Consider the following 21,665-nt stretch of genomic DNA (forward strand, 5'->3'; position numbering starts at 1 on the left):
CTGGGCTTTGCTACCCTCTGTGCCATCCTTCCGCCGAACCCGACTGCCATTTCCAGACCATCGCTTGCCCATGGTGGGGGCGGACACCTGTTTCTAGGGGGTCCCAATCCTGAGCACGGTCCCCTCGGCTTAACCAAGAAGTTCGATAGGATTTCTCTTCGGTTGCTCTTCAATGCTCAGGTTCTCCCACTCCGGAATTAAATCGGGAAGCTGCCGGATATAGATCATCAAGTCTGGTGGCACTTGCTGCCGAATGCCGGAAAAGCCTGGCTCTCCGGTCCTTGCAGTCTTAGGTTGGGTACGGACAGACGGGCCTGGGCGCATCCGCTAAGGATTGGAAAAGGCCCGCCTCCATCATGGAAGGGTGGGCCTTTTCCATCAGTTCACCGTCATCGACAAGGCCAGGGTCCGCCTCATCATGAAGCGAATGAACCCTTCCGTCTAAGCCGGCAGCCCGGCCAAGCGCAGTCCTTCCCGCAGGAGTCCCTCATCCTCCGGGCGCCGAAGGTAGGACGTGTCGACGAACCAGTCGACGTACTCGGGCGGTCCCGCCTTCGGATCGCCGCGCCACGCGTCCCTGACGCTTTCCAGGAACCACCCGGCGCATCGCTGAGCCGGCTCCGCTTGCCCCAGAAGGCCAAACGCGGCACTCAGCAGCAGCATGTCGCGGCGGTGCTGGGTGGGTTCCCCGGTTATGCGGTAGTGAAGCTGGGCAACGACGTCCTCGTAGCGCCGCAGGAGGAAAAGCGCCCTAGTCTCGTAAAAGCTGTACCAGTGCGGATGGCGCGGGTTCAGACGCCGTGCGAGCTCGGCAGCCGTCAGGCCCTTCGCCGGGTTGCCCAAGCACGCCTGGGCCCAAGCCCAGAAGATCTGGATCGTCGCATCGTTCGGGTTCATCGACTGCGCAAGGCCGAGATGACGCTCGGCCCGGTCGAACTCGCGCCAGGTCAGGAACACGTAACCTGCGGTCGATTGCACCCGCGGCTCTGTTGGATCGACCGTCAGGGCCTGTTCGACGAGCCGGTGCGCCTCGATCCGGTTCGGATCCCGCTCCCGCGGCAGCCCGACACCCTCGTCGGCGGCTCGGTTGAGAGAGTTGAACGCAAGCCCGGTGTAGGCTCTGGCGAAGGTGGGGTCGAGGTCGCGGGCCCGCTCGAAGAACGCCCGCGCGCGAGCCTGACCATCCTCCGTGAAGACGTCGGACAGGCGGTGCCCTTGCAGGAAGAGATCGTAGGCACGCATGTCCTGCGGCGGGCGGCGGCGCGCCACCGCCTCGGTCTCCTCCTCGATGCGGCGGGCCACGGTGGCGACCACCCCACGCGCGATCTCGTCCTGGATGACGAACACGTCCTCGAACGAGCGGTCATACCGATCAGCCCAGAGATGGCTCCCTGTGGCGGCGTTGATCAACTGTGCGGTGATCCGGACCCGGTCGCCGGCCCGGCGCACGCTGCCCTCGACGACGTAGTCGGCATTGAGCACCCGCCCGACCTCCCGCACGTCGACGTCCTTGCCTCGAAACAAGAAGGAGGAGTTGCGGGCGATGACGAGAAGCTCCCGGAAACGGGCGAGCTCGGTGATGATGTCCTCGGTGATGCCGTCGCTGAAGTAGGCTTGGTCTGGGTCGCCCATGTTGGTGAACGGCAGCACCGCCACGGCCGGTCGGTCGGCGCGGAGGAGTTCCCTGGCGGAGGGAGTACGGGCCGGAACTCCCTGCCCTTGGGTGGCTTTGACAGCGAAAGCCCGAACGGGCTCGTCGATGTTCTTGACGCGCTGCGGTCCGAGATCCTCGAAGATGACGGGCAGGGCCTTGCGCACGTACTCCTGGGCGGTTGCCGACAGGCAGATGCCGCCGGGCCGGGACAGCGCCTGAAGCCGGGCGGCGATGTTGACGCCGTCGCCGAACAGATCGCCGCCCTTCACCATCACGTCACCCACATGCACCCCGACCCGGAACTGAAGGCGCCGGGTCTCCGGCAGCTTGGCATTGCCGGACGCGAGCGCCTCCTGGGCTCTCAGCGCGCACGTCACTGCATCGACGGCACTGGGAAACTCCGCCAGCACGCTGTCGCCGGCTGTGTTGGCGATCCGCCCCCGGTGTTCGGCAATGAAGCCATCGAGGATGGCGCGATGGGAGGCCAGCGTCTCAAAGGTCGCGGCCTCGTCCTCTTCCATGAGGCGGGAGTAGCCTTCCACGTCTGCCGCGAAGAGGGCGGCCAGCCGACGCTCCATAACCGAGATCTCCGGTCCAATGGCTCACTTTGCGGCTATCGCCCTACGAGGCCGGTCGGGTTTCCTTCGGGCCGCATGTGACTGGGCCGCATGAGCACAACCATTGTGCACCCAAGACCACGAACAGGCCATCCCCGCATGGGACTACGACGCTTGACCGGATGATCATGGCACGGATGTGCGCGCTGTGACGAGGTCCGCAGCATGTCAACGCAAGTCCGCCCTGTGTTGCCGAAGGGGACGGAGTTCATTGATTGCAGGAGTCCCAAGAGCGGCCATTCGCAAACCCTTGTGCGTTCACGGCGGCATCCCCGCCTCCTCCAGCCGGCTTTGCAACCGCTGCCGTAGCCCTGGGTCACGGTAGCGCTCCTGGAACAGGAACTGCGACAGGGTGAAGCTCGGCTTGCTCGCCATCGCCTCCCTGACGAGCCGGCCGGCCTCCTCCGCCTGACCAAGCGCCATCAAGGCAGCGGCCCGGTACAGCCGCGAGCGGAACGTCTGGAATACGAGCTTGCCCAAGGCCTCCAGCGCCTCCCCGTGGCGGCCAAGCGCATAATAGGCGACGCCGCGCTCCTCGACGCACCACACCGGAAGCAGCGGGTCGAGCGCCTCGGCCTCGTCGAGCAGCCGCAGCGCCTCCTCAGGCTCGCCGACAAAGGTCATGACGGCCGCACAGCGGGCCTTGATGTAGGCATCGGACGGGTTCAGCTCGATCGCCCGCCGCATCAACCGTGCCGCCTGATCATGATTGTCCTTGAGCAGCTCGAAGAAGGAGGCAATCCGGTTCGCCTCGGCGTCGCAGGGGTCGAGTTCCAGTGCCCGGCGGATGTCTGCCTCGCCCTCGGGAATGGCGAATTCCGGCAACTCGGACGCCGCGCAGACCCGCCAGGCGTAGGCAGCGCCGTAGGTCGGATCGAGCGCGATGGCGCGAGTGAACCAATCCACGGCTTCGCGGGTGTGCGCCTCCAGCACGCCGCCGAGGCGGTGGTGCTCGAGCCCACGCAGGAAGCACTCGAAGGCCGACATCTTCTCCGGCGGCTTGCGGCGGGCCGTGATCATGCCGGCATCCTCCACCCGCCCGAACACGATGGCAGCGATCCTGGTCGCCGTGCTGTCGAGCAGGTCGAGGAGTTCGGCAAAGGGACGAGCGATCCTGTCGCTCCACACCACGGACCCTGTCTCCGTCTCGGTCAGCGTGAGGCCGATCCGCACCTGGTCGCCGATCTTCCTGACCTGCCCCTCCAGGACGTACCGCACGCCCAGCGTGGTGCCGACCTTGACCGGATCGGCATCGGCCAGGGCGAAGCTGGCGCTGCGGGAGCTGACGAACAGCCGCCGGAAGCGGGCCAGCTCGACGATGAGTTCGTCCGTCAGCCCCTCGGCCAGGAACCGCTGCTCCTCGTCCCCGCCCATGACGCGGAAGGGCAGCACCGCCAGCGACAACGGGCGCTTCTGCTCCGCGCCCCGCGTCCGTGTCGGTGCGGTTTGCAGCCGGTGCCGCCCCATCTCCTCCCGCAACCGATAGACCCGGATCGGCTCCGACAGGTTCTTCGGACGCCGCTCGCCGAGATCATCGAAGGCGAAAGGCGAGTTGCGCCGGATGTTGTCGAAGAAGGCCCCGCTGACCCAGATGCTGTCGGGTTCCGCCTCCTGCTGGATGCGGGCCGCGACGTTCACTCCGTCCCCGAGGAGATCGTCACCCTGGACCACCACGTCGGCGAGATGAAGCCCGAAGCGGAGCCTGAGCGGATCGAGTTCGGGATCCTCGCTTCCGGCGAGCGCGTGGCGGATTTCGGCCGCGCAGCGCAGGGCGTTGATCGGGCTGCCGAACTCGGCGAGCCAGGCATCGCCGGCGGTATTGAAGATGCGACCACCCAGGGCGGCCACCTTCTGCCGGACCAGTTCCCGGCAGCGGGCGACCCGGCCAAGGGTGTGCTCTTCGGCCTCCTCCATCAGGGCCGAGTAGCCGACGATGTCGGCCACCATGATCACGGCCAAGCGGCGCTGCATACCGAAACTCCCACGCATGCTATACCCCCGCGCAGTACCCCGTCGGCCAAGCCGGTCGCGGTGCGAGGGCGGGAGTTAATACGGCAGGACCAATCGATTCCCTGAGGGTGGGATCGAGCCTCCCGCTGCCTGTTCGCCCTTGCGAACCCTTCTTAGGCTCTCTTGCGGCCTTTGACAGCACTCGCGCGTGCCTCATAGGTAACGGTTCCACCGGCTGTCACCGGCATTTGCTGTTCGAGAACGCTTCGCAATTGCGCCCGGCGGTCAGGCGACATCGCAGAGATCGCCTTTCCGGCGGGTCCAACCGGCACCGTCATTGACTGCCAAAACTCCTCGAAATCCCTGAATTCCACCACAATCTCGATGGTTCGCGTGCCGATCTGCACGAAGCCAGCGGCCCGCCAGAGTTCCTCAAGCGCGGCTAACGAAGTCACTTGCGGGCTCGGTGGTGCAGGTGATTGGAGGCCCATCGCCTTCATCGCGGCCGCAAGCGGCGAGGTTGGCGACCCAGCGTTCTTGTAGTCCCACACGTAGGCTGCGGCGGTGCCGCCGGGCCGGAGAACTCGCCCCATCTCAGCGGCCGCCTTGGCCGGGTCAGGCACAAAGTGGATGACCAACGCCATGACTGCAATGTCGAAGCTGTTGTCCAGGAACGGCAGGTCCTGCGCGTCGCCGACGTGGAACTCTACCTTGCTCAATTCCCCTCGTCCACGGGCAAAGGCCAGTTGCTCGGCGGACGGATCGAGCCCGACGACCGCTGCGGGAGCGCAACACCGGATCACTTGCTCGGTGAAAACGCCGGTACCACACCCGATGTCCAGCCATCGAAGGCCGCTTGGGACTTGGATCCAGTCGACGAACACGTCGCCGACGCGGCGGCTCCAGCGGCCCATGAGCCTCTCATAGGCAGCGCCATCCGTGAACAGTTGGCCAGTCGGGGACATTGCGCTGCCTCAGACCTTGTTCCTGGGGCAAGTCCCCAGCGGCGGACGAACAGGCCTCCATTATCGCGTGGCGCGATCCATCCGCGCAAGTGCGACCCGCTGGGTTGAGGCCCCAGACCACTGCCGTCTTGAAGTGACCGGCCTTGCGCATGGCCATGCCCTCGGGTTCGCGGAGCCGCAAAACACAACCGAGCATGGTCAATGACCAGAACCTCGGTCTCAACGCTTGGTGGTACTCCGCGTCCTGTGCCCCGCTCCAGGTCTTCGGAGAATCCGCGTTTCCGCTGCCGATCCTCTCAGGGCGGGACGATCAACGCACTGAAGCGTAAACTTGCAAGAAAGTTATGCGACGGTCGGCCAGGCAGGAAGACCGCTTGCGTTTCGACTCCCGGCAGGATCCTGATCCTGGCGATCCAGGGCTGGGCCGAGCGGCACCTGATCTGCTCGCGCGGCACGAGATCGTTGCGCTGACGGCTCGTGCCGACACGAATGCCGTAGACCTTCGGGCCCTCCCCATTCGAGGTCGGATGGATCGGCGATCCGCGTAAGCGGCATAAGGGTTGCAGCCGCTTCGCGCCGCTGTCGCTGATTTTCCACGTGGGTCTTGAGTTGACCTGAGAGCAGGTTGCCCCCTCCTCACACGATAGGACGAAGGTGCGGAAGGCGAATCCCGTGATCGTCTGGCGTTCGGTGCAGTGGCAGATCATCACGATCTTGGGGGTCGATCTCCACCTCGTAACCGATGAAGCCACCGCGGCAGGGCCCGCCAACCTTATGGCGCCCTCCGTCGATATCCGGTGATCAGGAGACGATGCGCTCCCCCTCGGAAAGACGAAGGCACCGGGAGGGATAACCTTTTCGCAGGCGTGAGTGGAGGAAGGGCTGGACGATCCAGCCGATCCGAAGCACCATTTGCACATTCGCCCGGGAGGACAGATGGTCAGCTCCCAACGGGTTCATAGACGCCTCGCAGCGATTCTGGCGGCGGATGTGGTCGGTTTCTCGGCTCTCATGGAGCAGGACGAGGAAGGCACTCTCGCCCGCGTCAAACAGCTCCGCCGCGACCTCATCGAGCCCAAGGTCCAGGAGCACGGCGGGCGCGTGTTCAAGACCACCGGAGACGGTTTCCTGGCCGAGTTCCCGAGCCCCGTCGAGGCCGTCCGCTGCGCAACGGAGGTTCAGGAGACCCTCGCCGGTGAGGCTCCGCGGGAGTCCTCCGACCCTCTCCAGCTCCGCATCGGCATCAACCTGGGCGACATCATCGTCGAGGAGGACGGGGAAGTGTACGGGGACGGGGTGAACATCGCTGCTCGGCTCCAGCAGCTCGCCGATCCGGGAGGCATTTGGATCTCCGGCCCTGTTCACGACCATGTCGGCGGAAGGATCGGAACAACCTTCGAGAACCGGGGCGAGCAGCAGGTCAAGAACATCGCCAGACCGGTTCGCGTGTTTGCCTGGTCCGGGACTGATGCCGAGGCTCCTCCGAGCGCATCCAAACGTCCGCCCCTGTCCGGCAGGCCCACCATTGCGGTTCTGCCGTTCACGAACGTGAGCCGTGATCCCGAGCAGGAGTACTTCGCCGACGGCATCGTGGAGGAGATCATCACGGCTCTCTCGCGGGTGAAGTGGTTCTTCGTGATCGCCCGCAACTCGTCGTTCACCTACAAGGGCCGGGCCGTCGATGTTCGCCAGGTCGGCAGGGACCTGGGCGTCCTCTACGTGCTTGAGGGAGCCATCCGCCGGGCCGGCACTCGCGTCCGCATCACGGCCCAGCTCGTCGAGACCGCCACGGGGCACCACATCTGGGCCGAGCGGTTCGAGGGAGATCTCACCGACATCTTCGACCTCCAGGACCGCATCACGTCGGGCGTGGTGACCGCCGTCGAGCCCAACCTCCTCACAGCCGAGTTGGACCGGAGTCGATCGAGACCGACCGACAATCTCAGCGCCTACGACCTTTATCTCCGATCCCTTCCGGAGATGTTCTCCTTCACGAAAGAGGGCTTGCAGCGTGCCGAGAAGCTGCTGGAGAGCACGGTCGAATTGGACCAGAACTTCTCCGATGCGTGGGCTGCTTTGTCGGACTGCATCGCTCGCCAGACGACGGCGGGCTGGATTGAGGATTGGGACAAAGGCAGCGAGCTGGCGCGCCGAGCGGCTGGCCGCGCGATTGCCACCGATCGGGAGAATGGGCGGGCGCTCTCCCTGGCGGCCTTCACGGTCGCCATGTTCGCCGGTGACCATGATCAGGCAGTCGATCTTGCGTCCCAGGCTCTCCGGCTGCACCCGAACTCTGCCTACGTGCAGATGAACTGCGCATGGGTGTTCATCTACAACGGCGAGCCGGACTGCGCTCTGGAGCATTTGGCGATCGCTCGGCGCATGAACCCGCGCGACCCTCTCGTAGCCCGCACTCTCACCGCAATGGCTCTGGCTCACCTGATCGCCGGCCGTTTCGCAGAGGCTGAGAAATGGGGAGGACGGGCCATTCAGCAGAGACCCAACTTTCCTCCGCCGCTTCGCTTCAGGGCCGCCGCCCTGGCTCATCTGGGCCGCCTTGAGGAAGCATCGGCGTTGATCCGGCATTTGTTGCGTGTGCAGCCAAGATCAACCATCAGGCGGACGGCAAAGGTCTGCTTCCGACATGCGTCTCATCAAGCAATGCTCCTTGAAGGGCTTCGGTTGGCAGGCCTCCCTGAATAGGGCCAGATCCTGCCCGACATGCAACGGCAGATCATGGCCGGCTTTTTGCCCGGCGACCTCCGCGGCCGGCCTATCATCCTCAAGTGCTGGGACCTCTTGCGGCGATCCCGTCACGACACCGAGATCAGGGTTCAGGTTGCGAACTTCACGATAACGCCGCCGGCACGCTCAGGCGGCACGATCAGGTAGTCGCCCGTGTCCGAAACGGCGCCGCCTGTTGCCCGCGCCGCTGCCTTTATGTCGCCGACCTCAAGGATGACCGCCAAGCCGCCATCCTCCTCGAACGCGTCGAGCCACTCCTCCGGATACCGTCGTCGTGCGGTTGCCCTGTCGAGGTACACGATGGCGGCCCGGTCGGGCGCGGTCTGAGCCCTGTAGCTGCCGTCCGGCTCCGCCGTATGCGGGATGCCGATCAATTCCGAAAGCTCTGCTGCCGCTTTCGCAGGTTCATCGGCGAGCACCTCAACGGACAGCACGCGCCGAGCGGTGTTCGCGTGCTGCTGCAAGGCAGGAAGCCAAACCTGCTCTGGTGTGACGTGCTGGACAGCGGAGATGCGCATTCCGGCTGGGGTACGGTCGAGCGGCCACTGGATGGTGCGGAACCGCGCCTCCCCCGTCCCGCCTCCCGGCAGGTCCACGGGTCGGCTGAACTCCTGAGGGCCCTCGATGGCGATCCCCCGCCGCCGTAAGGCTGCGACCGCGGCCTCGGCATCCCAGGCGCGCAGTACCGTTCGCTCAATCCCCTCGCGCCGTTCCAGCCGCGCACGGCTTGGGGCGTTGAACTCGGTTGGGGTGAGGACGCCCTGAAGCTCCAGATAGTCCGGTCCGAGCATGACCGTGTGATTCCCCGTGCCGCGGATCGCGCTGTGCACGCCCCGGGGCGAGAGTGTAAACCCCAGGTTGGCCCAGGCCTCGCGGGCGCGATCAAGGTCTCGGACGAGAACGGCGACATGGTCGATTCCGCCTAGCCCTTCGATCATCCCATCCCTCCATGCCTTTGGAAGCGCTATTTTACCTTCGACACGGCAGATTCGAGAGACGCAACATGCGTCCGATAGGTCGTCGTTTGAATGTATTAGGAAGGACACCCGCGAGGTTCGCGGTCCGTTCGTGGAGTTGGCGGCGAGCCGGGTGGCTCCACTCCCTTGGAAGGCGACAGCCCGAAGTGATAAGGTCGGCGAGCGGGGCGCAGGAGCAATGCCATGCGGGTTCTGGTCAGTGTGGCCTTCGGGCTTGTCCTCGCAACCGGGGCGTGGGCCCAACAACCTGGATCGGTCTCGGCACCTGTCACTGTCGAGAAGGTGGACCTTCAAGCCGCCGCCCGGCCGATCGGAGGACTCATGGCCCGCAGGATGCGCGAGCGCGGCGAGGAGCCGAAGCCCACGCCGGGAAGCCGCATCGAGGGGCACCTGGCAAAGCCTCAAGCGGACGGCCCCTTCCCGGCCGTCGTGGTGCTCCCCGACTGCATCGGCCTGACCCCCTTCGTCCGTGAAACTCTTCCGGCGCGGCTGGCGTCCTGGGGATACGTAACCCTTGTCGTCGACAGTTGGACCTCCCGGAACGCACAGGCCGGCTGCTTCCTGAACGGTCAGGAACCGCCGGGCGTCGACCGGGTCGCCGATGCCTATGGCGGGCTCTTCCATCTGGCCGGGCTGCCGTTCGTGCAGCGTGACCGGGTGGGCCTGCTCGGGTTTGCGACCGGAGGCGTCTTCGTCCTTACGCTTTCCGAGCCGCAAACACAGTCGAGCGTGGTCAACGACCAGAACCTCGGCTTCAAGGCCGGAGTCGTGTACTACGCCCCCTGTGCCGCGCTCGATCTCATCCAGAAACCTGCATATCCGCTGCTGGTCCTGACGGGGCAGGATGACCGGCGCACGGGGGTGCAGGCCTGCGAGAAAGTCGCGCGCCCCGCGAGCGCCGACGGAAACCCGGTCGAGGTCCACGTCTATCCCGACGTGAAGCACGGGTTTGCCGATCCGCATTGGGGGGCAAACGGTGAGATCCTCGGCTTCCCGGCCGCCTACGATCCGAAGGCAGCAGAGGATGCGTTGGCCCGCACCCACGAATTCCTCGACCGTACCATGGGTGGAAGGCCCCGGTGAGTGTCGGAGTGTCGAGTGGGCGGCATCCTTGAGCGTCGCATCGCGATGACGCTCATCGGCGGCGATTGAGCCATACGGTCGCCTGCATGCTCGTCCAGGCCGACAGCACCAGGAACTCGTGCCACTTGCCGTCAGGCGCCAGAAGCCGCCGCACATCGTAGTCGGCGGCTTCGCCCGATGGGACCGAGGCTTTGTCCGGGGGAGCGATCAGAGCCTCGTCGTTCTGGGGTGCCAGGCGGACCCGCCGCTCCTCGCACACGGTGTGGAGCATGCCGTCACACGGGCCTCCCACGCACCGATAGGTTCGCTCCCGCGTTGCCATCACGAACGCTCCGTTCTCACGCCTTGCGCCGCTCGTGCCTGAACGGACCAATCCTCTCCGCCCAGTCCCGAACGGCAAGAGATTCGCCGCATCTCCATGGCATGCAAACCATAGCCGCCTTCGAGCATCCTGGCACCAGGACGAATCCCCTGATCCGAGGATGTCAGCCGCAGGGAAATGGCCTGCCTGACTCTGCCCCATCATGGGGTTCACGCCCGGCAACGCAGGTTTGTCCGCCTAGCCCGTATGGAGCAGGAACCTGCGGGGCCAGGCCACGTTGCTCCTCACCAAGGGAGGCGGGAATGTCAAAGCTCCGGAGCCGGCTCGCATCGTTGGCGAGATCATGCAGCGTGCTGGCCGTGGCCCTGATCCTCCCGTTTGCGGTCGGATCCGTTCCTGCCCGGGCGCAGGGCATCTTCGGGCTGTTCAGGGCCTTCACCCAGCCGGCAACCCCGGCCCCGCCGCCCCCATCGTTCGGATACGAACCCGATCCGGAAGTCGAGAGGCCCCGACGCAAGGCCCGCCCACGGCCGAAGCCCGTTGCCGTCGAGCAGCCGGAGGTCAGGAAACCGATCGAGCCGAGACCCATGGAAGAGATCGACAACCCCGTTCCGGCGCTCCTGGCCGACAGCACGTTGCGCCGGGGCGACATGGTGATGTTTCCCGACGGATTGCGGGTCTTTGCCGGCCGCCCTGGCGGGCCACACAAGCTCACCGACTTCAAGCCCGTGGCGCAGGCAGGCAAGCTCCTCTCGCGTGAGACACGAAAGCTGGTCAAGCATCTCCTCCCGGCCGAGAACATCGCCTGGAGCACGGATGCGGTCAGGTCGGGCGGCAAGCTTGCGGTCAACACCGACGACGTCGCGACGACCGGAAGCGTAAACCGATCCAAGGGGCGTAATGGGTCAGGCTCGCGCTGATCGCCGCAGGCGCCACGTCGGACAGGAGCGGCTTGGCATCGGCTTCTCCTGACCTCAAGGAAGTTCAGGGACAGAGATAGCCGCGGCTGCCATCCGAAACACACCGTGCCCCGTTCGGGAGGATGATTCCGCCCGTGCCGTCAGGCGGCACAACCACCCCGTTCGACAGCGTGAAACCGCCACCCGGCTCCGCGGCCACCGTCGTGCCATCGGGCAGGATGTACCTGCCGTCGCCGTAGGTCACGCGTCTCGTGTACGTGGGTGCGGAGGTCGGCGCCGGGGCGGACGGTGTCGCTTGCGTCGATCCCAAGTTCGCTGGCGGCATGGACCTAGCCTGCTGCTGGCCCGACGAGACGCATGCGGACACCGCGAAGGACATAAACACGATATACGGCAGGCGCATGAAATTTCTCCAGTCAAACCAAGGACGCGATCAGGAAGAAAAGACTTCCGGGAGTTCAACCCTTCCCCGCAGCAGAGCCGGGGTTACCGAACATCGACAGCTTCCCGAAATGTTCGGCCAACAGATAGTAGGGGGTGACTCTGTTCTTCGTCCGGTCGCCCTTCATCTTCTCGCCGACAGCCATAATCGCCTTGTCGAGATCAGCATCGGGCTCGGCCAGACCGAGCTTCTTTTTCAGGAAACTCTCCCGCACCCGGGTGACCTCCTCCCTGTCACTCAGCGAAACCAGGGACGAATCCCGCTTTTGCAACGAGATGCCGCAGTAACGGACGATCCCATTGATCGCATTCCGGTCCGCGTTTGCAGAGTATTTCTGAACGTCCAGTGCCCAGTCTCCAGGTTCCGATGAAGCCGGACGCTGATTCCAAGGTGAAGCCGGACGCCTATTCCGATTTCATTCCGGACAGCGTTCCGATCTGAAGCCGGACACTCTCCTCGTCTGATCCTGGGTCATGGGAATGGTGGAATGGGATGGGCCTCTCGTCAATCGGACGATGATGTGGCGCCCGGGGAGCGCTGCTTGCGCAGGCTCTCGCCGGAGAGCTCAATCCGGTAGGCATTGTGGACGAGCCGATCCAGGATCGCATCGGCAATGGTCGGATTGCCGATGATCTCATACCAGCGGTCGACCGGGATCTGGCTCGTCACGATGGTGGAGCGCCGCTCATAGCGGTCCTCGACGATCTCCAGCAGATCCCGCCGCTGATCATCATTGAGCTTCTCGGGGCCCCAATCATCCAGAATGAGCAGGTCCACACGGGCCAGCGTTTTGAGCATCCGTGCGTAGCGGCCGTCGTCCCGCGCCAGAGAAAGCGCCGCAAACAGCCTGGGGGCGCGGTGATAAGCGACCGAGAAGTCCTCCCGGCAAGCCTTCTGGCCCAGCGCGCATGCGAGCCAGCTCTTGCCGACCCCAGCCGGTCCGGTCAGCAGGAGCCCGCGGCGCTCGCGGATCCAGTCGCAGCCGGACAGCTTGAGGAAGAGCCCGCGATCAAGTCCACGAGCCGCCCGGAAGTCGACGTCCTCGACATGAGCATCATGGCGCAGGCGGGCCGCCCGGGCCCGGCTCTCGAAGCGCTTCTGACAGCGCAGCGTTGCCTCCCGCTCGAGCAGGAGCGCCAGCCAGTCGCCATGCTCCAGAGCGCGAGCCTCGGGCTGGGATTGCAGATCCTTGAAGGCGCTGGCCATGCCGTGAAGACCAAGGTCGGTCAGCAGGGCGAGCGTGGGATGGGTCAACATGAGGGATCTCCTTAGTGGAAGTAGCCGGGGCCGCGCATGTTGGCGTGCTCCAGGATGGCGGTGGGCTCGGGGTCGCGGGCGGGTTGGGCGGCCAGGCGGTTGGCCAGGATGGAGGCAACGCTCTTGGAGGTGAGCGCACCGATCTGGAGAGCGCGGGCCGACACCGCTTCGGCGCGCGAGGGATCGAGATCGCGCAACAGGCGCAACACCCCAAGACAGGTCCGAAAGCCCTGCTCAGGATGCGGACGGTGCGCCAGAATGGCCGTGATCAATCCTTCCGTCTGCGGACCGACGGACGCCGCCCAACGGCAAAAGCGCTCCGGCGTCCAGTCGGCATAGCGCCGATGGGAACTCGGCATGTGGTCCGGGTCGGTGCCATGCCGGCGCCCACCGTAGCGGCGCTGATGGGTTGCCACACGCTGGCCGCGGTGGAAGATCTCGATCGTGCGGCTGGTCGCCCGCAGATCGACCTGCGCGCGGATCAGGCCGTGCGGGACCGAATAGAAGAAGCCCTCGTATTCGACGTGATAGTCTGTGCCGACCCGGACAAGGCGCCACTCGGCGAACTCATAGTCATCGCCCGGCAGCGGCGCGAGCGCCGGGCGCTCCATCGTCTCGAAGAGATGCCGGCGGCTGACGCCGAGGCGGCGCACGACATGATCGTTGATGCGCTCGCACGCGCCGGCAATCGCCGCATTGGCTTCGGCCAGAGAGAAGAAGGTCTGGTGTCGCAGCCGTCCGAGAATGCAGGTCTGTGCAAAGCGCACGCCATTCTCGACCTTGGCTTTGTCCCTGGGCTTTCGGGGCCGCGCCGGCAGAACGCCGATGCCGTAATGGGCGGCCATCATGCCGTAGCTGCGGTTAATCTCGGGATCATAGAACGAGGCCCGGTTGACCCCGGCCTTGAGATTGTCCGGCACGATCAGGCGCGGGACGCCGCCGAAGACACGGAACATGCGTGCGTGCGCGCCGATCCAGTCCGGCAGGGTCTGGGTCCAGGTTGCCTCGGCGTAGGTGAAGTTGGAGGCGCCGAGCACGGCGACGAAGATCTCGGCCTGGCGGATCTCGCCGGTGCAGGGATCGACGATGGCGATCTTCTTGCCGGAATAGTCGACGAACACTTTGTCGCCGGCAACATGGTCTTGGCGCATGGTCGGCGAGAGGCGGCCCTCGAAGGAGCGGAAGAGCTCGCAGAAGCGGCTGTAGCCATAGCCGGTGGGATGGACAGCCCGATACTCCTCCCAGAGGATTTGCAGCGTGACGCCGGGCTTTCTCAGCTCGACGACCGCATCGGCCCAGTGGGGCTCGGGCCGGCGACGCTGTCCCTGCTTGACGCCGGCGCGGGCAAACAGCCTGTTCTCCAGGGCCTCGTCGGTCAGGTCGCCGGGCAAGGGCCAGCTCAAGCCGGCCTGCTCGGCGCGCTTGAGGTTCTCCTGGACGGTGCTGCGCGCGATCCCGAGCCTCTCGGCGATGTCACGCACGCCCACGCCGTCCCGGGACAGGCGCAGCATGTGTCTCAATTGTCTCATGGTCAGCTTCCTCTTGGCGGGCATTCCGGTCTCCTCGATGACGTGAGGAGGGTGATGCCCGAGTTGCTGACCCAGGGGATCGTCAGAGTGGGGAAAGTGTCCGGAAATTGATTGGAACGGTGTCCGGCTTCATTCCGGAATGCTGTCCGGCTTCAAATCGGAATACCTGTCCGGATTAAATCGGAATCCGCACCCAGTCTTCAGCCATCATTCTCTCCCGCGCCTCTCAAATGGACCTGTACAGTGCCATGACACTCTTCTTGGATGCGCGATCAGGAACGGGGCAGGTCCGTCGACTCAGGAAGGCGCCCGTCGGGGGTGACCTTATCCACGGTCTCTGGCAGCATCGTTGTGAGCCGCGACAGGAGTTCCTCCCGCGACAGTCCGGTCTGCTGGGTCAAGGTCGCGAGCACCTCGGGACCGATGGCCTGTTCGAGCTGATCGGGAGCGATGGGCTTGTTCGGTCCGGTGCTAACCCAGGACTCCGCGACATCCCCTTGACCCTGCTGCCTGAAGCTGTCCATCAGCTCACCTAGCCCGCCGCCGAGCAGGCCCCCGAGGCCGCCGCTGCCAAGGCCTCCGAGCAGCCCGCCAAGGCCGGACTGTGGATCACCCTGGCCCGCTCCCCCGAGACTTCCGCCTAGATTACCGAGGAGACCACCTAGGCCACCCTGCTGATCAATTTGGTCAGGATTGCCCGGCGCGCTCGAACCCGCGCCTCTCAGCATCTCGGCGATCTTGTCCCTGTTCTGGAAGCCTGCGACGGCAAGAAGCCCCAGCAGGGCCGTCATCGATGGAAATCCGCGACTCATCTCATTGCTCCTCGGGTTGGCTTGGTGGGACGGGAGAAGCGCAAGACCTTGACGGGGTTCAGGACGCTCCCGCGGTCGGACCTGAACGATTCATGACGGGATGACCTCACGTTGCCGGACGGATTGGCGGACGGCCGCCTGTGGGTTCAATTCCCGTGACCTGGGCCGAGGGCTCCTCGCTGAGCCAGCGGTACAGGATGCCGCCGAGCACGCCGCCGATCAGCGGCGCGACCCAGAACATCCAGAGTTGGGCCAGGGCCCATCCGCCGACGAACAGCGCCGGCCCGGTGCTGCGGGCCGGATTGACCGACGTGTTGGTGATCGGGATGCCGACCAGATGGATCAGCGTCAGCCCGAGGCCGATGGCAATGGGGGCAAAGCCGACCGGTGCCTTGCCGTGGGTCGATCCCATGATGATGAACAGGAACATCATGGTGAGCACGATCTCGGCCAGCAGTCCCGAGAACAGGGTGTACTTGCCCGGCGAGTGATCGCCGTAGCCGTTCGCCGCAAAGCCCTTGGCGAGGTCGAAGCCGGGTGCCCCGCTGGCGATGGCGTAGAGGACCGCGGCAGCAATCACCGCGCCGATGACCTGCGCCACCACGTAGGGAACGACGTCCTTCGCCGGGAAGCGCCCGCCTGCCGCGAGTCCGACCGTCACCGCCGGGTTGAGATGGCAGCCGGAGACGTGACCGATGGCGTAGGCCATGGTGAGCACGCTCAGGCCGAAGGCAAGCGAGACGCCGAGCAGGCCGATGCCGACCTCCGGGAAGGCGGCGGCGATCACGGCGCTGCCGCAGCCGGCAAAGGTGAGCCAGAAGGTGCCGATCGCCTCGGCGACGCACTTGCGAAGGTCCATGGTTGCTCTCCCCTCAGAAGAAACCGGATAGGTCTTGCGGACAGTCGGCCCCTTATCGGCGGGGCCGGCGCTCTCACGGACCTCTCACTGGCTTGATGCCAGCGGCACCTGTTGCCTGACCTGTCGCCAGCAGATCCCTGATCTCCGACAGCAGCTTCACGTCGGCCGGGATTTCCGGAGCCTGGGGCACGTCGGTCTTCGCATCCTCCTGCCTCTTCAGCTTGTTCATCCCCCGGATCACGAAGAACAGCACCCAGGCGACGAGCAGGAAGTTCAGGGCCACCGTGATGAACTGTCCGTAGCCGACCACGGCCCCCTGTTTCTTGGCGTCGGCGTAGGAGGCCCCGTCCTGCACGGCCGAGGACAGCGGCAGGTAGTAGTTCGAGAAGTCCAGACCGCCCGTGGCCGCTCCGATGATCGGCATGATGATGTCCTCGACCAGCGAGGTCACGATGGCGCCGAACGCCACGCCGATGATCACGCCGACCGCAAGGTCGACGACATTGCCCCGCAAGGCGAACTTCTTGAACTCCTCAAGCATAAGTCAGACTCCGTTGGTCGTGGTTCACGATCGGCTTCGGGATTTGGTTTCCGGCGGACGCGAAATGCCCTTTCGACGGTGTTCGCGTTGCGCCTCCTGCGTCGTTCGCGTGAGCGGCTCCCATCAGGAGCACCCCGAGGCAGGTGGCGATCAGCAGGACGAGAAGCGCGCGTGGGTCTAGTGTCATGAACGTGTCCTTGCCCTTCGCCTGTGGGGATCGGGGAACGTTCAAGCGTCTTCCCGTCGGGGTACCTTGCCCTTGGCCGAATGCGGCCTCGCCGGGCGGCGCGGGCGACGTGTCTTTCGGGCGGGCGGCGTCCCGTGTCCGGAGGATGGCCGTGGCCCGGTCCACGGCGTCATCGACGCGCTTGGCGAAGCCGTGAACGGGTACCCTCAGCACCTTCCCGGTCTTGGCTGGCATCGCGTCCCTCCTCTAGGGCGCCAGGGAACCTCCTACGCCGCATGGATGCCCTAGTGCAGATTATGTACCCGTTGCCATGCGCGGGCTATGAGCGTCACTGCCCGCGCCAGCTCGGCCGCGTCGAGTTCGGCACATTCGCAACTGTCGACGACGGCGTGCCTGGCGTGGGAATAGAGATCGAGCCGCACCCCTGGGGGATCGGGAAGCCGATGCGCCTCCTGAATTCCGGTCAGCCACGCCTCCAGCATGCCGAACCGGAGAACGGTGAAGGTGCGGGAGCCGGCCGTCTCGGGCGACCAGGCGAGATGGATATAGGCCCGTATGATACGCCGTTCGATCTCGTCAGGGCTCATGCCGGTCCTGGCAAGGCTCAAGGCCGTTCCTGTCATCCCAAGCATTGCGTGTCCTCAACCGTCGCTCCGCGATGGCTGCGCGTCCTGCGCCCCGGCTTTCGGCTCCGGTCGCGGATGCGATGATCGCCTCGTCGATCCTTGCTCCTGCCGTCCGCCACACGGAAACGAGACGCCTCCAAACCCTCACCACGATACCTCGGCCTCATTCCCATGGGCGGGAAGTCGCCTCCCGTCCCGAAGCGCCATCCCCATTCATAAAGGCGCATCAGGGCCGGGATTGGAATCAGGTCAGGACCGGAGGAGAAGGTCAGGATTTCCCTACCATCCGGCTCACCCCAGCCTCTCGACGGTCAGGACAAGGCTCAGGTTCAGCCGGGACCGGCCGTGTTCATCGCGGACCCTGACCCGAACCAACCGCGCGGATGACAGCCAGGCCTGTCCGAGCTCAATCGCCGTCTGCGTCGCCTGCCGCTCGGCAGCCTCCAGGCTGTCGGTCTCGAAGCCGTCTGGATCCGGGATGAGTTCCGGTCCCTTGTGGATGTCGAAATAGAAGCGCGGCATGTCCGTCCCCACCCGGTTCATGACTCGGCGGGGAGACCTTGGGCCATGCAGACCCCGACGAGCACCGCCACTCAGGGAATACCGGCAGCACCTGGATTGGAATCGGGTCACGACCGGAGGAGCGGGTCGGGATTGCCCTGATGCCGGAAACGGCAGGGTCAGGGCTCGACCAGCTTGTTGCGGACGGCATAGAGGGCGAGCTCCACGCCCGATCGCAGGTTCAGCTTCTTCATCGCCGCGGTACGGTGGCTCTCGACGGTCTTGATGCTCACCTGCCAGCGCTCGGCGATGTCACGGTTGTTCCGCCCCTCCGCCACGAGCTGGATCACCTCCCGCTCGCGCGAGGTCAGGGTCTGCGACGCCACCACCTTGTCGCTGGTCAGGAAGGTGTCGAGCAGGGTCTCGGACACCTTCGGCGAGAAGTAGGGTTGCTTCCGCAGCAGGGCGTGCACCGCCCTGACGACCTCGGCATCGTCCTCCGTCTTGAGCAGGTAGCCGCGGGCCCCGGCTCGCAGCACGTCGCGGATCACGTCCTCGTTGTTGTGCATGGTGTAGATCAGCACCTCGGTGCCCGGGCTGGCGAGGCGGATGTGGCGGGTGGCCTCAAGGCCGTTCAGCCCTGGCAGGGAATAGTCGAGGATGGCCACGTCCGGCCGGTGCTGGGTCGCCAGATCGACCGCCACCTGCCCGTTCTCGGCGGTGGCGCAGACCTGCCAATCCGGCTCGGCCTCCAGCAGGGCTTGCAAGCCGCGGCGAACGATGGCGTGGTCGTCGGCGACGAGGAGCTTTCTGTTCATGGCACCCCTTTGGACTCCGGCAATCCTTATCCCCGATGCCGCTTCCGTCCTATCGGGTCTGGACCCGAACCATGGCTCGGGATTTCCCTGAGGGCAGCTTCAGGCTGAGCGTGCAATTCACCGGACCGAGCCGTCTCGGACCCGGAACGTCCGTCGACCTGTTCGTCAGGCAGCATGACAGGGAACAGGAGGCGCACGATCGTGCCGCGACCCTCGCGACTCTCCAGCTCCACGTCGCCGGAACTCTGCTGGACGAAACCCAGAACCTGACTGAGTCCGAGGCCATTACCGTGTCCCTTGGTGGTGAAGAAGGGATCGAACGCGCGCTCCAGCACCGCCGGGGGCATTCCGATGCCCGGATCCGTCACCGTGACCTGAACCCACCGCCGGTCGGCGTCGTAGGCGCGACGTCCTCCCGGATCGGACGGGCGGTCGATGCCTGTCGTCTCCACGATGATGGTGCCGCCGTCCGGCATGGCATCGCGAGCATTCAGGACAAGGTTGAGCAGCGTCGCCTCGAGCTGAACTGGATCGAGCCGGGCGGCGTGGCCCATGGCGGAGAGCCTGAGGTCGAGCGTGATCCGGGGGCCGACAGCCTGCCTCAGGATGGGGGCAAAGCCCTCGATCCGCTGGTCAATGACCGTGATCTCCGGCCGGAGTTCCTGCCGTCGCGCGAAGGCGAGCAGGTGCTCGATCATCGCCGTTGCGCCCTTGAGGGTTTGGTCGGCATCCTTGACCAGGGACAGTGCGTCCGGGCGGTCAGCCAGGGAGGGACGCAGGAGCCGGAACGTGGACTGCATGATCCGGATGGTGTTGCCGAGATCGTGCGCGATGCCGCCGGCGATCCGTCCCAGTCCTTCGAGCCGCTGCGCCTGGCTGAGCCGGGCCTGCTCCGCCTGCTCGCGCCGGCGGCCTTTCTGGACGAGGACGATCAGGGCGCCCGTCAGGCCGAGCAGGATGGCCGCGGAGATGGACACCACGACCGCATGCTCCCGCCAGGGCCGGAGGACCGTCTGGCGCGCCAGCCCCACGTTGACGACGGCCGGCACGGTATCAAGGGCGCGATACCCGATGACACGGGTCATGCCGTCGATCGGGCTGGTGCCCCAGAAGATGCCTTGAGGACTTCGGGACAAGTGGGTGTTGAGCGGTTCCACGGCGGCGAAGGACTTGCCGATCGCCTCCTCGGCGGCCGGGCTGCGGGCCAGAAGGGTACCGTTGCGCAACAGGAGCGCGATGAAGCCTTCCTCGCCGACCGAGAGCCCGCGGTAGAACCGCTCGAAGTAACGCGGCTCGACGGCCGCGACGACGATCCCGCCGAAGCTGCCGTCGGGCCGGTTGATCCTGCGGCTGAAGCTGACGAACCAGACCCCCACCGATCGGCTGCGCAGCGGTTGCTCGACGTGCAGGCCGAGGGCGGGATCCTGCTGGTGAGCCTTGTAGTAGGGCCGATCTGCCAGGCTTACCCTCGGCGTCGAGGGGTAATCCGTATCGTGCGCGATGAATCCGTCCGGTCCGATGACGTAGAGGGCGCGGACGTACGGCAGGTCCTTGAGCCGCTGCTTCAGCGTCTCCCGAAGGCGGGCATCGTTGCCGGGCATGCCGGGAGCAGCCGCCAGCGCATCGCGGATGCCCACGAGCGTGAAGTCGACGGCCTGGAAGGTCCGTTCGGTCTGCTCGGCCAGCACATCGGCGAGGTTCCGGGCGTCCTCCTCGCCGCGAACTGCCGCCTCCTTGTAGCTTTGCAGGAGTTCCAGCGTTCCCAGCAGCAGGATGCCAAGCGCGAGAACCACGGCCGGAGCAAGCGGCAGCGCGAATCTCGTGGGCCTGGGCCTCATGCAGTGGATCCCTCAAGGCAGGGCGGATGTGAAGCAAAGGCTACTCTAGCAGGCCTGACGCAGCCAGCCATCAGGAACGCATTGGCCCTTTCGGGTGGGGCAGGTCTCCGAGGCCGCCTGGCGACGGCTCCACCGGGGACAAGCCGCTGAGGTCCCGTTCGTTGGGCGGTGTGCCGCCGGCGATCCCTCAGGGTGCCGCGGAGCCAACCGTCGACTCGAAGGAGACATGCGGAACGGGACTCCGCGTGATCCAGGACTTGATGAAATGGGCGTCACGCTCAAGGATGCCGGCAGGACCGGGATCGGCACCGCACTGCATCCCTGCCTCAAAGGTGCCGCTGGAACGCCGCACTGAGCGAGCCCGAGCGCCGGGCATCCTCAAGAGCGACACCGCAGAGGGAAGCCTTCGCGCTCGCAGCGCCACCGTGATCCAGGGGTGCATATGCTGCCTCTGCTCGGTGACGAGGCCCTGTTCCGGCAGCATACGCTGGCTGGGGTGAAACCGCCGCGCTCCTAGCTTCGAAGGTCGTCGGGAACCTTGCCGCCGCTCGCCGCGAGCTTGGCCATGACTTGCTTGTGCAGCCAGATGTTCATGGTCGCGGAGTCGGAGGTGTCGCCGGTATAGTTCAGCTCCTTCGCGAGTTCCTTGCGCGCATCCAGGCTGCTGTCGAGATCGAGCAGCTTCATCAGGTCGACGATCGACTTGCGCCAATCGAGCTTCTGCCCCTTCTTCGCTGCGCGATCGGTCAACACGGCTTCGACATCGACCTGGGCCATCGGCGTCGCGCTTGGAGCCGATGAGGTGGTGGACCCCTGGGGTGCCGATACGGCCGTACCGCCCGCACCTGGGGCTGCGGCAGACCCTGGCTTAGGCTGCGTCGAAGTTGATGGCGCCTGAGGAGTCTCCTGCGCCGTCGCAGATCCCCCGAAGATTGCGTCCTTGATCCTGCTGAAGATGCTCATCGTATCCTTCCGCTGAAACTGCGTCCCGAAAGATCGCCCCGGCCAAGGAAGTAGAGCCG

Annotated in this window: 22 protein-coding genes; 3 read left to right on the top strand and 19 right to left on the bottom strand. The window is 65.6% G+C overall.

What is annotated here, in order from left to right; genetic code table 11:
* Positions 1–441: 441 nt before the first annotated feature.
* The 4 genes from NF876_RS08725 to NF876_RS43420 form a co-directional block, all read right to left on the bottom strand.
* Positions 442–2,232: an adenylate/guanylate cyclase domain-containing protein gene (locus tag NF876_RS08725; RefSeq protein WP_262268404.1), complete on the bottom strand. Its 1,791-nt coding sequence runs from the start codon at positions 2,230–2,232 to the stop codon at positions 442–444.
* 297 nt (positions 2,233–2,529) lie between these two features.
* Positions 2,530–4,242, bottom strand: coding sequence for an adenylate/guanylate cyclase domain-containing protein (locus NF876_RS08730; protein ID WP_262268405.1), 1,713 nt, complete (start codon positions 4,240–4,242; stop codon positions 2,530–2,532).
* A 152-nt stretch (positions 4,243–4,394) separates the two neighbouring features.
* Positions 4,395–5,135, bottom strand: coding sequence for a class I SAM-dependent methyltransferase (locus NF876_RS08735; RefSeq protein WP_262268406.1), 741 nt, complete (start codon positions 5,133–5,135; stop codon positions 4,395–4,397).
* Positions 5,136–5,482: 347 nt separating this feature from the next.
* Entirely contained in the window at positions 5,483–6,106 is a 624-nt protein-coding gene (locus NF876_RS43420) for a GFA family protein (RefSeq protein ID WP_373696634.1), read from the bottom strand.
* Positions 6,107–6,122: 16 nt separating this feature from the next.
* Here NF876_RS43420 and NF876_RS08740 point away from each other — a divergent pair, with 16 nt between their 5' ends.
* Complete coding sequence (locus NF876_RS08740) at positions 6,123–7,889, top strand: adenylate/guanylate cyclase domain-containing protein (RefSeq protein WP_262268407.1); 1,767 nt, start codon at positions 6,123–6,125, stop codon at positions 7,887–7,889.
* 131 nt (positions 7,890–8,020) lie between these two features.
* Here NF876_RS08740 and NF876_RS08745 read toward each other — a convergent pair whose 3' ends face one another.
* The gene (locus NF876_RS08745; RefSeq protein ID WP_262268408.1) at positions 8,021–8,869 is read right to left on the bottom strand and encodes a VOC family protein; all 849 of its coding nucleotides are present in this window, start codon (positions 8,867–8,869) and stop codon (positions 8,021–8,023) included.
* 222 nt (positions 8,870–9,091) lie between these two features.
* On the opposite strand from NF876_RS08745, the gene NF876_RS08750 reads away from it, so the two are divergent.
* The gene (locus tag NF876_RS08750) at positions 9,092–9,991 is read left to right on the top strand and encodes a dienelactone hydrolase family protein (RefSeq protein WP_262268409.1); all 900 of its coding nucleotides are present in this window, start codon (positions 9,092–9,094) and stop codon (positions 9,989–9,991) included.
* A 52-nt stretch (positions 9,992–10,043) separates the two neighbouring features.
* On the opposite strand, the gene NF876_RS08755 is transcribed toward NF876_RS08750, so the two are convergent.
* Complete coding sequence (locus tag NF876_RS08755) at positions 10,044–10,262, bottom strand: hypothetical protein (protein ID WP_262268410.1); 219 nt, start codon at positions 10,260–10,262, stop codon at positions 10,044–10,046.
* A gap of 353 nt (positions 10,263–10,615) precedes the next feature.
* Between NF876_RS08755 and NF876_RS08760 the strand changes: the two genes are divergently transcribed.
* On the top strand, positions 10,616–11,233 hold the full coding sequence (locus tag NF876_RS08760; protein ID WP_262268411.1) for a hypothetical protein: 618 nt from the start codon (positions 10,616–10,618) through the stop codon (positions 11,231–11,233).
* Between the two features lie 64 nt (positions 11,234–11,297).
* Here NF876_RS08760 and NF876_RS08765 read toward each other — a convergent pair whose 3' ends face one another.
* From NF876_RS08765 to NF876_RS08825, 13 genes are all read right to left on the bottom strand, one after another.
* Positions 11,298–11,636: a hypothetical protein gene (locus NF876_RS08765; RefSeq protein WP_262268412.1), complete on the bottom strand. Its 339-nt coding sequence runs from the start codon at positions 11,634–11,636 to the stop codon at positions 11,298–11,300.
* Between the two features lie 55 nt (positions 11,637–11,691).
* Positions 11,692–12,021, bottom strand: a complete 330-nt coding sequence (locus NF876_RS08770) for a DUF2853 family protein (protein WP_262268442.1) — start codon at positions 12,019–12,021, stop codon at positions 11,692–11,694.
* A gap of 158 nt (positions 12,022–12,179) precedes the next feature.
* On the bottom strand, positions 12,180–12,932 hold the full coding sequence (gene istB / locus NF876_RS08775; RefSeq protein WP_262268413.1) for an IS21-like element helper ATPase IstB: 753 nt from the start codon (positions 12,930–12,932) through the stop codon (positions 12,180–12,182).
* An 11-nt stretch (positions 12,933–12,943) separates the two neighbouring features.
* Positions 12,944–14,461 (bottom strand): IS21 family transposase, encoded by a 1,518-nt coding sequence (gene istA, locus NF876_RS08780; RefSeq protein WP_262268414.1) that lies wholly within the window; start codon positions 14,459–14,461, stop codon positions 12,944–12,946.
* 272 nt (positions 14,462–14,733) lie between these two features.
* Positions 14,734–15,273 carry a YidB family protein gene (locus tag NF876_RS08785; protein ID WP_262268415.1) on the bottom strand — a complete coding sequence of 180 codons (540 nt, stop codon included), beginning with the start codon at positions 15,271–15,273 and terminating at the stop codon, positions 14,734–14,736.
* A gap of 106 nt (positions 15,274–15,379) precedes the next feature.
* Positions 15,380–16,132 carry an aquaporin Z gene (gene aqpZ / locus NF876_RS08790; protein ID WP_262268416.1) on the bottom strand — a complete coding sequence of 251 codons (753 nt, stop codon included), beginning with the start codon at positions 16,130–16,132 and terminating at the stop codon, positions 15,380–15,382.
* Between the two features lie 73 nt (positions 16,133–16,205).
* Positions 16,206–16,673: a large conductance mechanosensitive channel protein MscL gene (gene mscL / locus NF876_RS08795; protein ID WP_262268417.1), complete on the bottom strand. Its 468-nt coding sequence runs from the start codon at positions 16,671–16,673 to the stop codon at positions 16,206–16,208.
* A complete protein-coding gene (locus tag NF876_RS08800) occupies positions 16,666–17,094 on the bottom strand; it encodes a hypothetical protein (RefSeq protein ID WP_181051306.1) in 429 nt (142 codons plus the stop codon). Before NF876_RS08800 ends, mscL begins: the two co-directional genes overlap by 8 nt.
* Before the next feature lie 50 nt (positions 17,095–17,144).
* Positions 17,145–17,492: a hypothetical protein gene (locus NF876_RS08805; RefSeq protein ID WP_262268418.1), complete on the bottom strand. Its 348-nt coding sequence runs from the start codon at positions 17,490–17,492 to the stop codon at positions 17,145–17,147.
* Positions 17,493–17,777: 285 nt separating this feature from the next.
* Positions 17,778–18,008 carry a DUF6894 family protein gene (locus NF876_RS08810; RefSeq protein ID WP_262268419.1) on the bottom strand — a complete coding sequence of 77 codons (231 nt, stop codon included), beginning with the start codon at positions 18,006–18,008 and terminating at the stop codon, positions 17,778–17,780.
* Positions 18,009–18,166: 158 nt separating this feature from the next.
* Entirely contained in the window at positions 18,167–18,805 is a 639-nt protein-coding gene (locus NF876_RS08815; protein ID WP_262268420.1) for a response regulator, read from the bottom strand.
* 26 nt (positions 18,806–18,831) lie between these two features.
* Positions 18,832–20,643, bottom strand: coding sequence for a hybrid sensor histidine kinase/response regulator family protein (locus NF876_RS08820; RefSeq protein WP_262268421.1), 1,812 nt, complete (start codon positions 20,641–20,643; stop codon positions 18,832–18,834).
* A 513-nt stretch (positions 20,644–21,156) separates the two neighbouring features.
* Positions 21,157–21,606: a DUF3597 domain-containing protein gene (locus NF876_RS08825; protein ID WP_262268422.1), complete on the bottom strand. Its 450-nt coding sequence runs from the start codon at positions 21,604–21,606 to the stop codon at positions 21,157–21,159.
* Positions 21,607–21,665: the final 59 nt, after the last annotated feature.

It is taken from the genome of Microvirga yunnanensis (assembly GCF_025460875.1).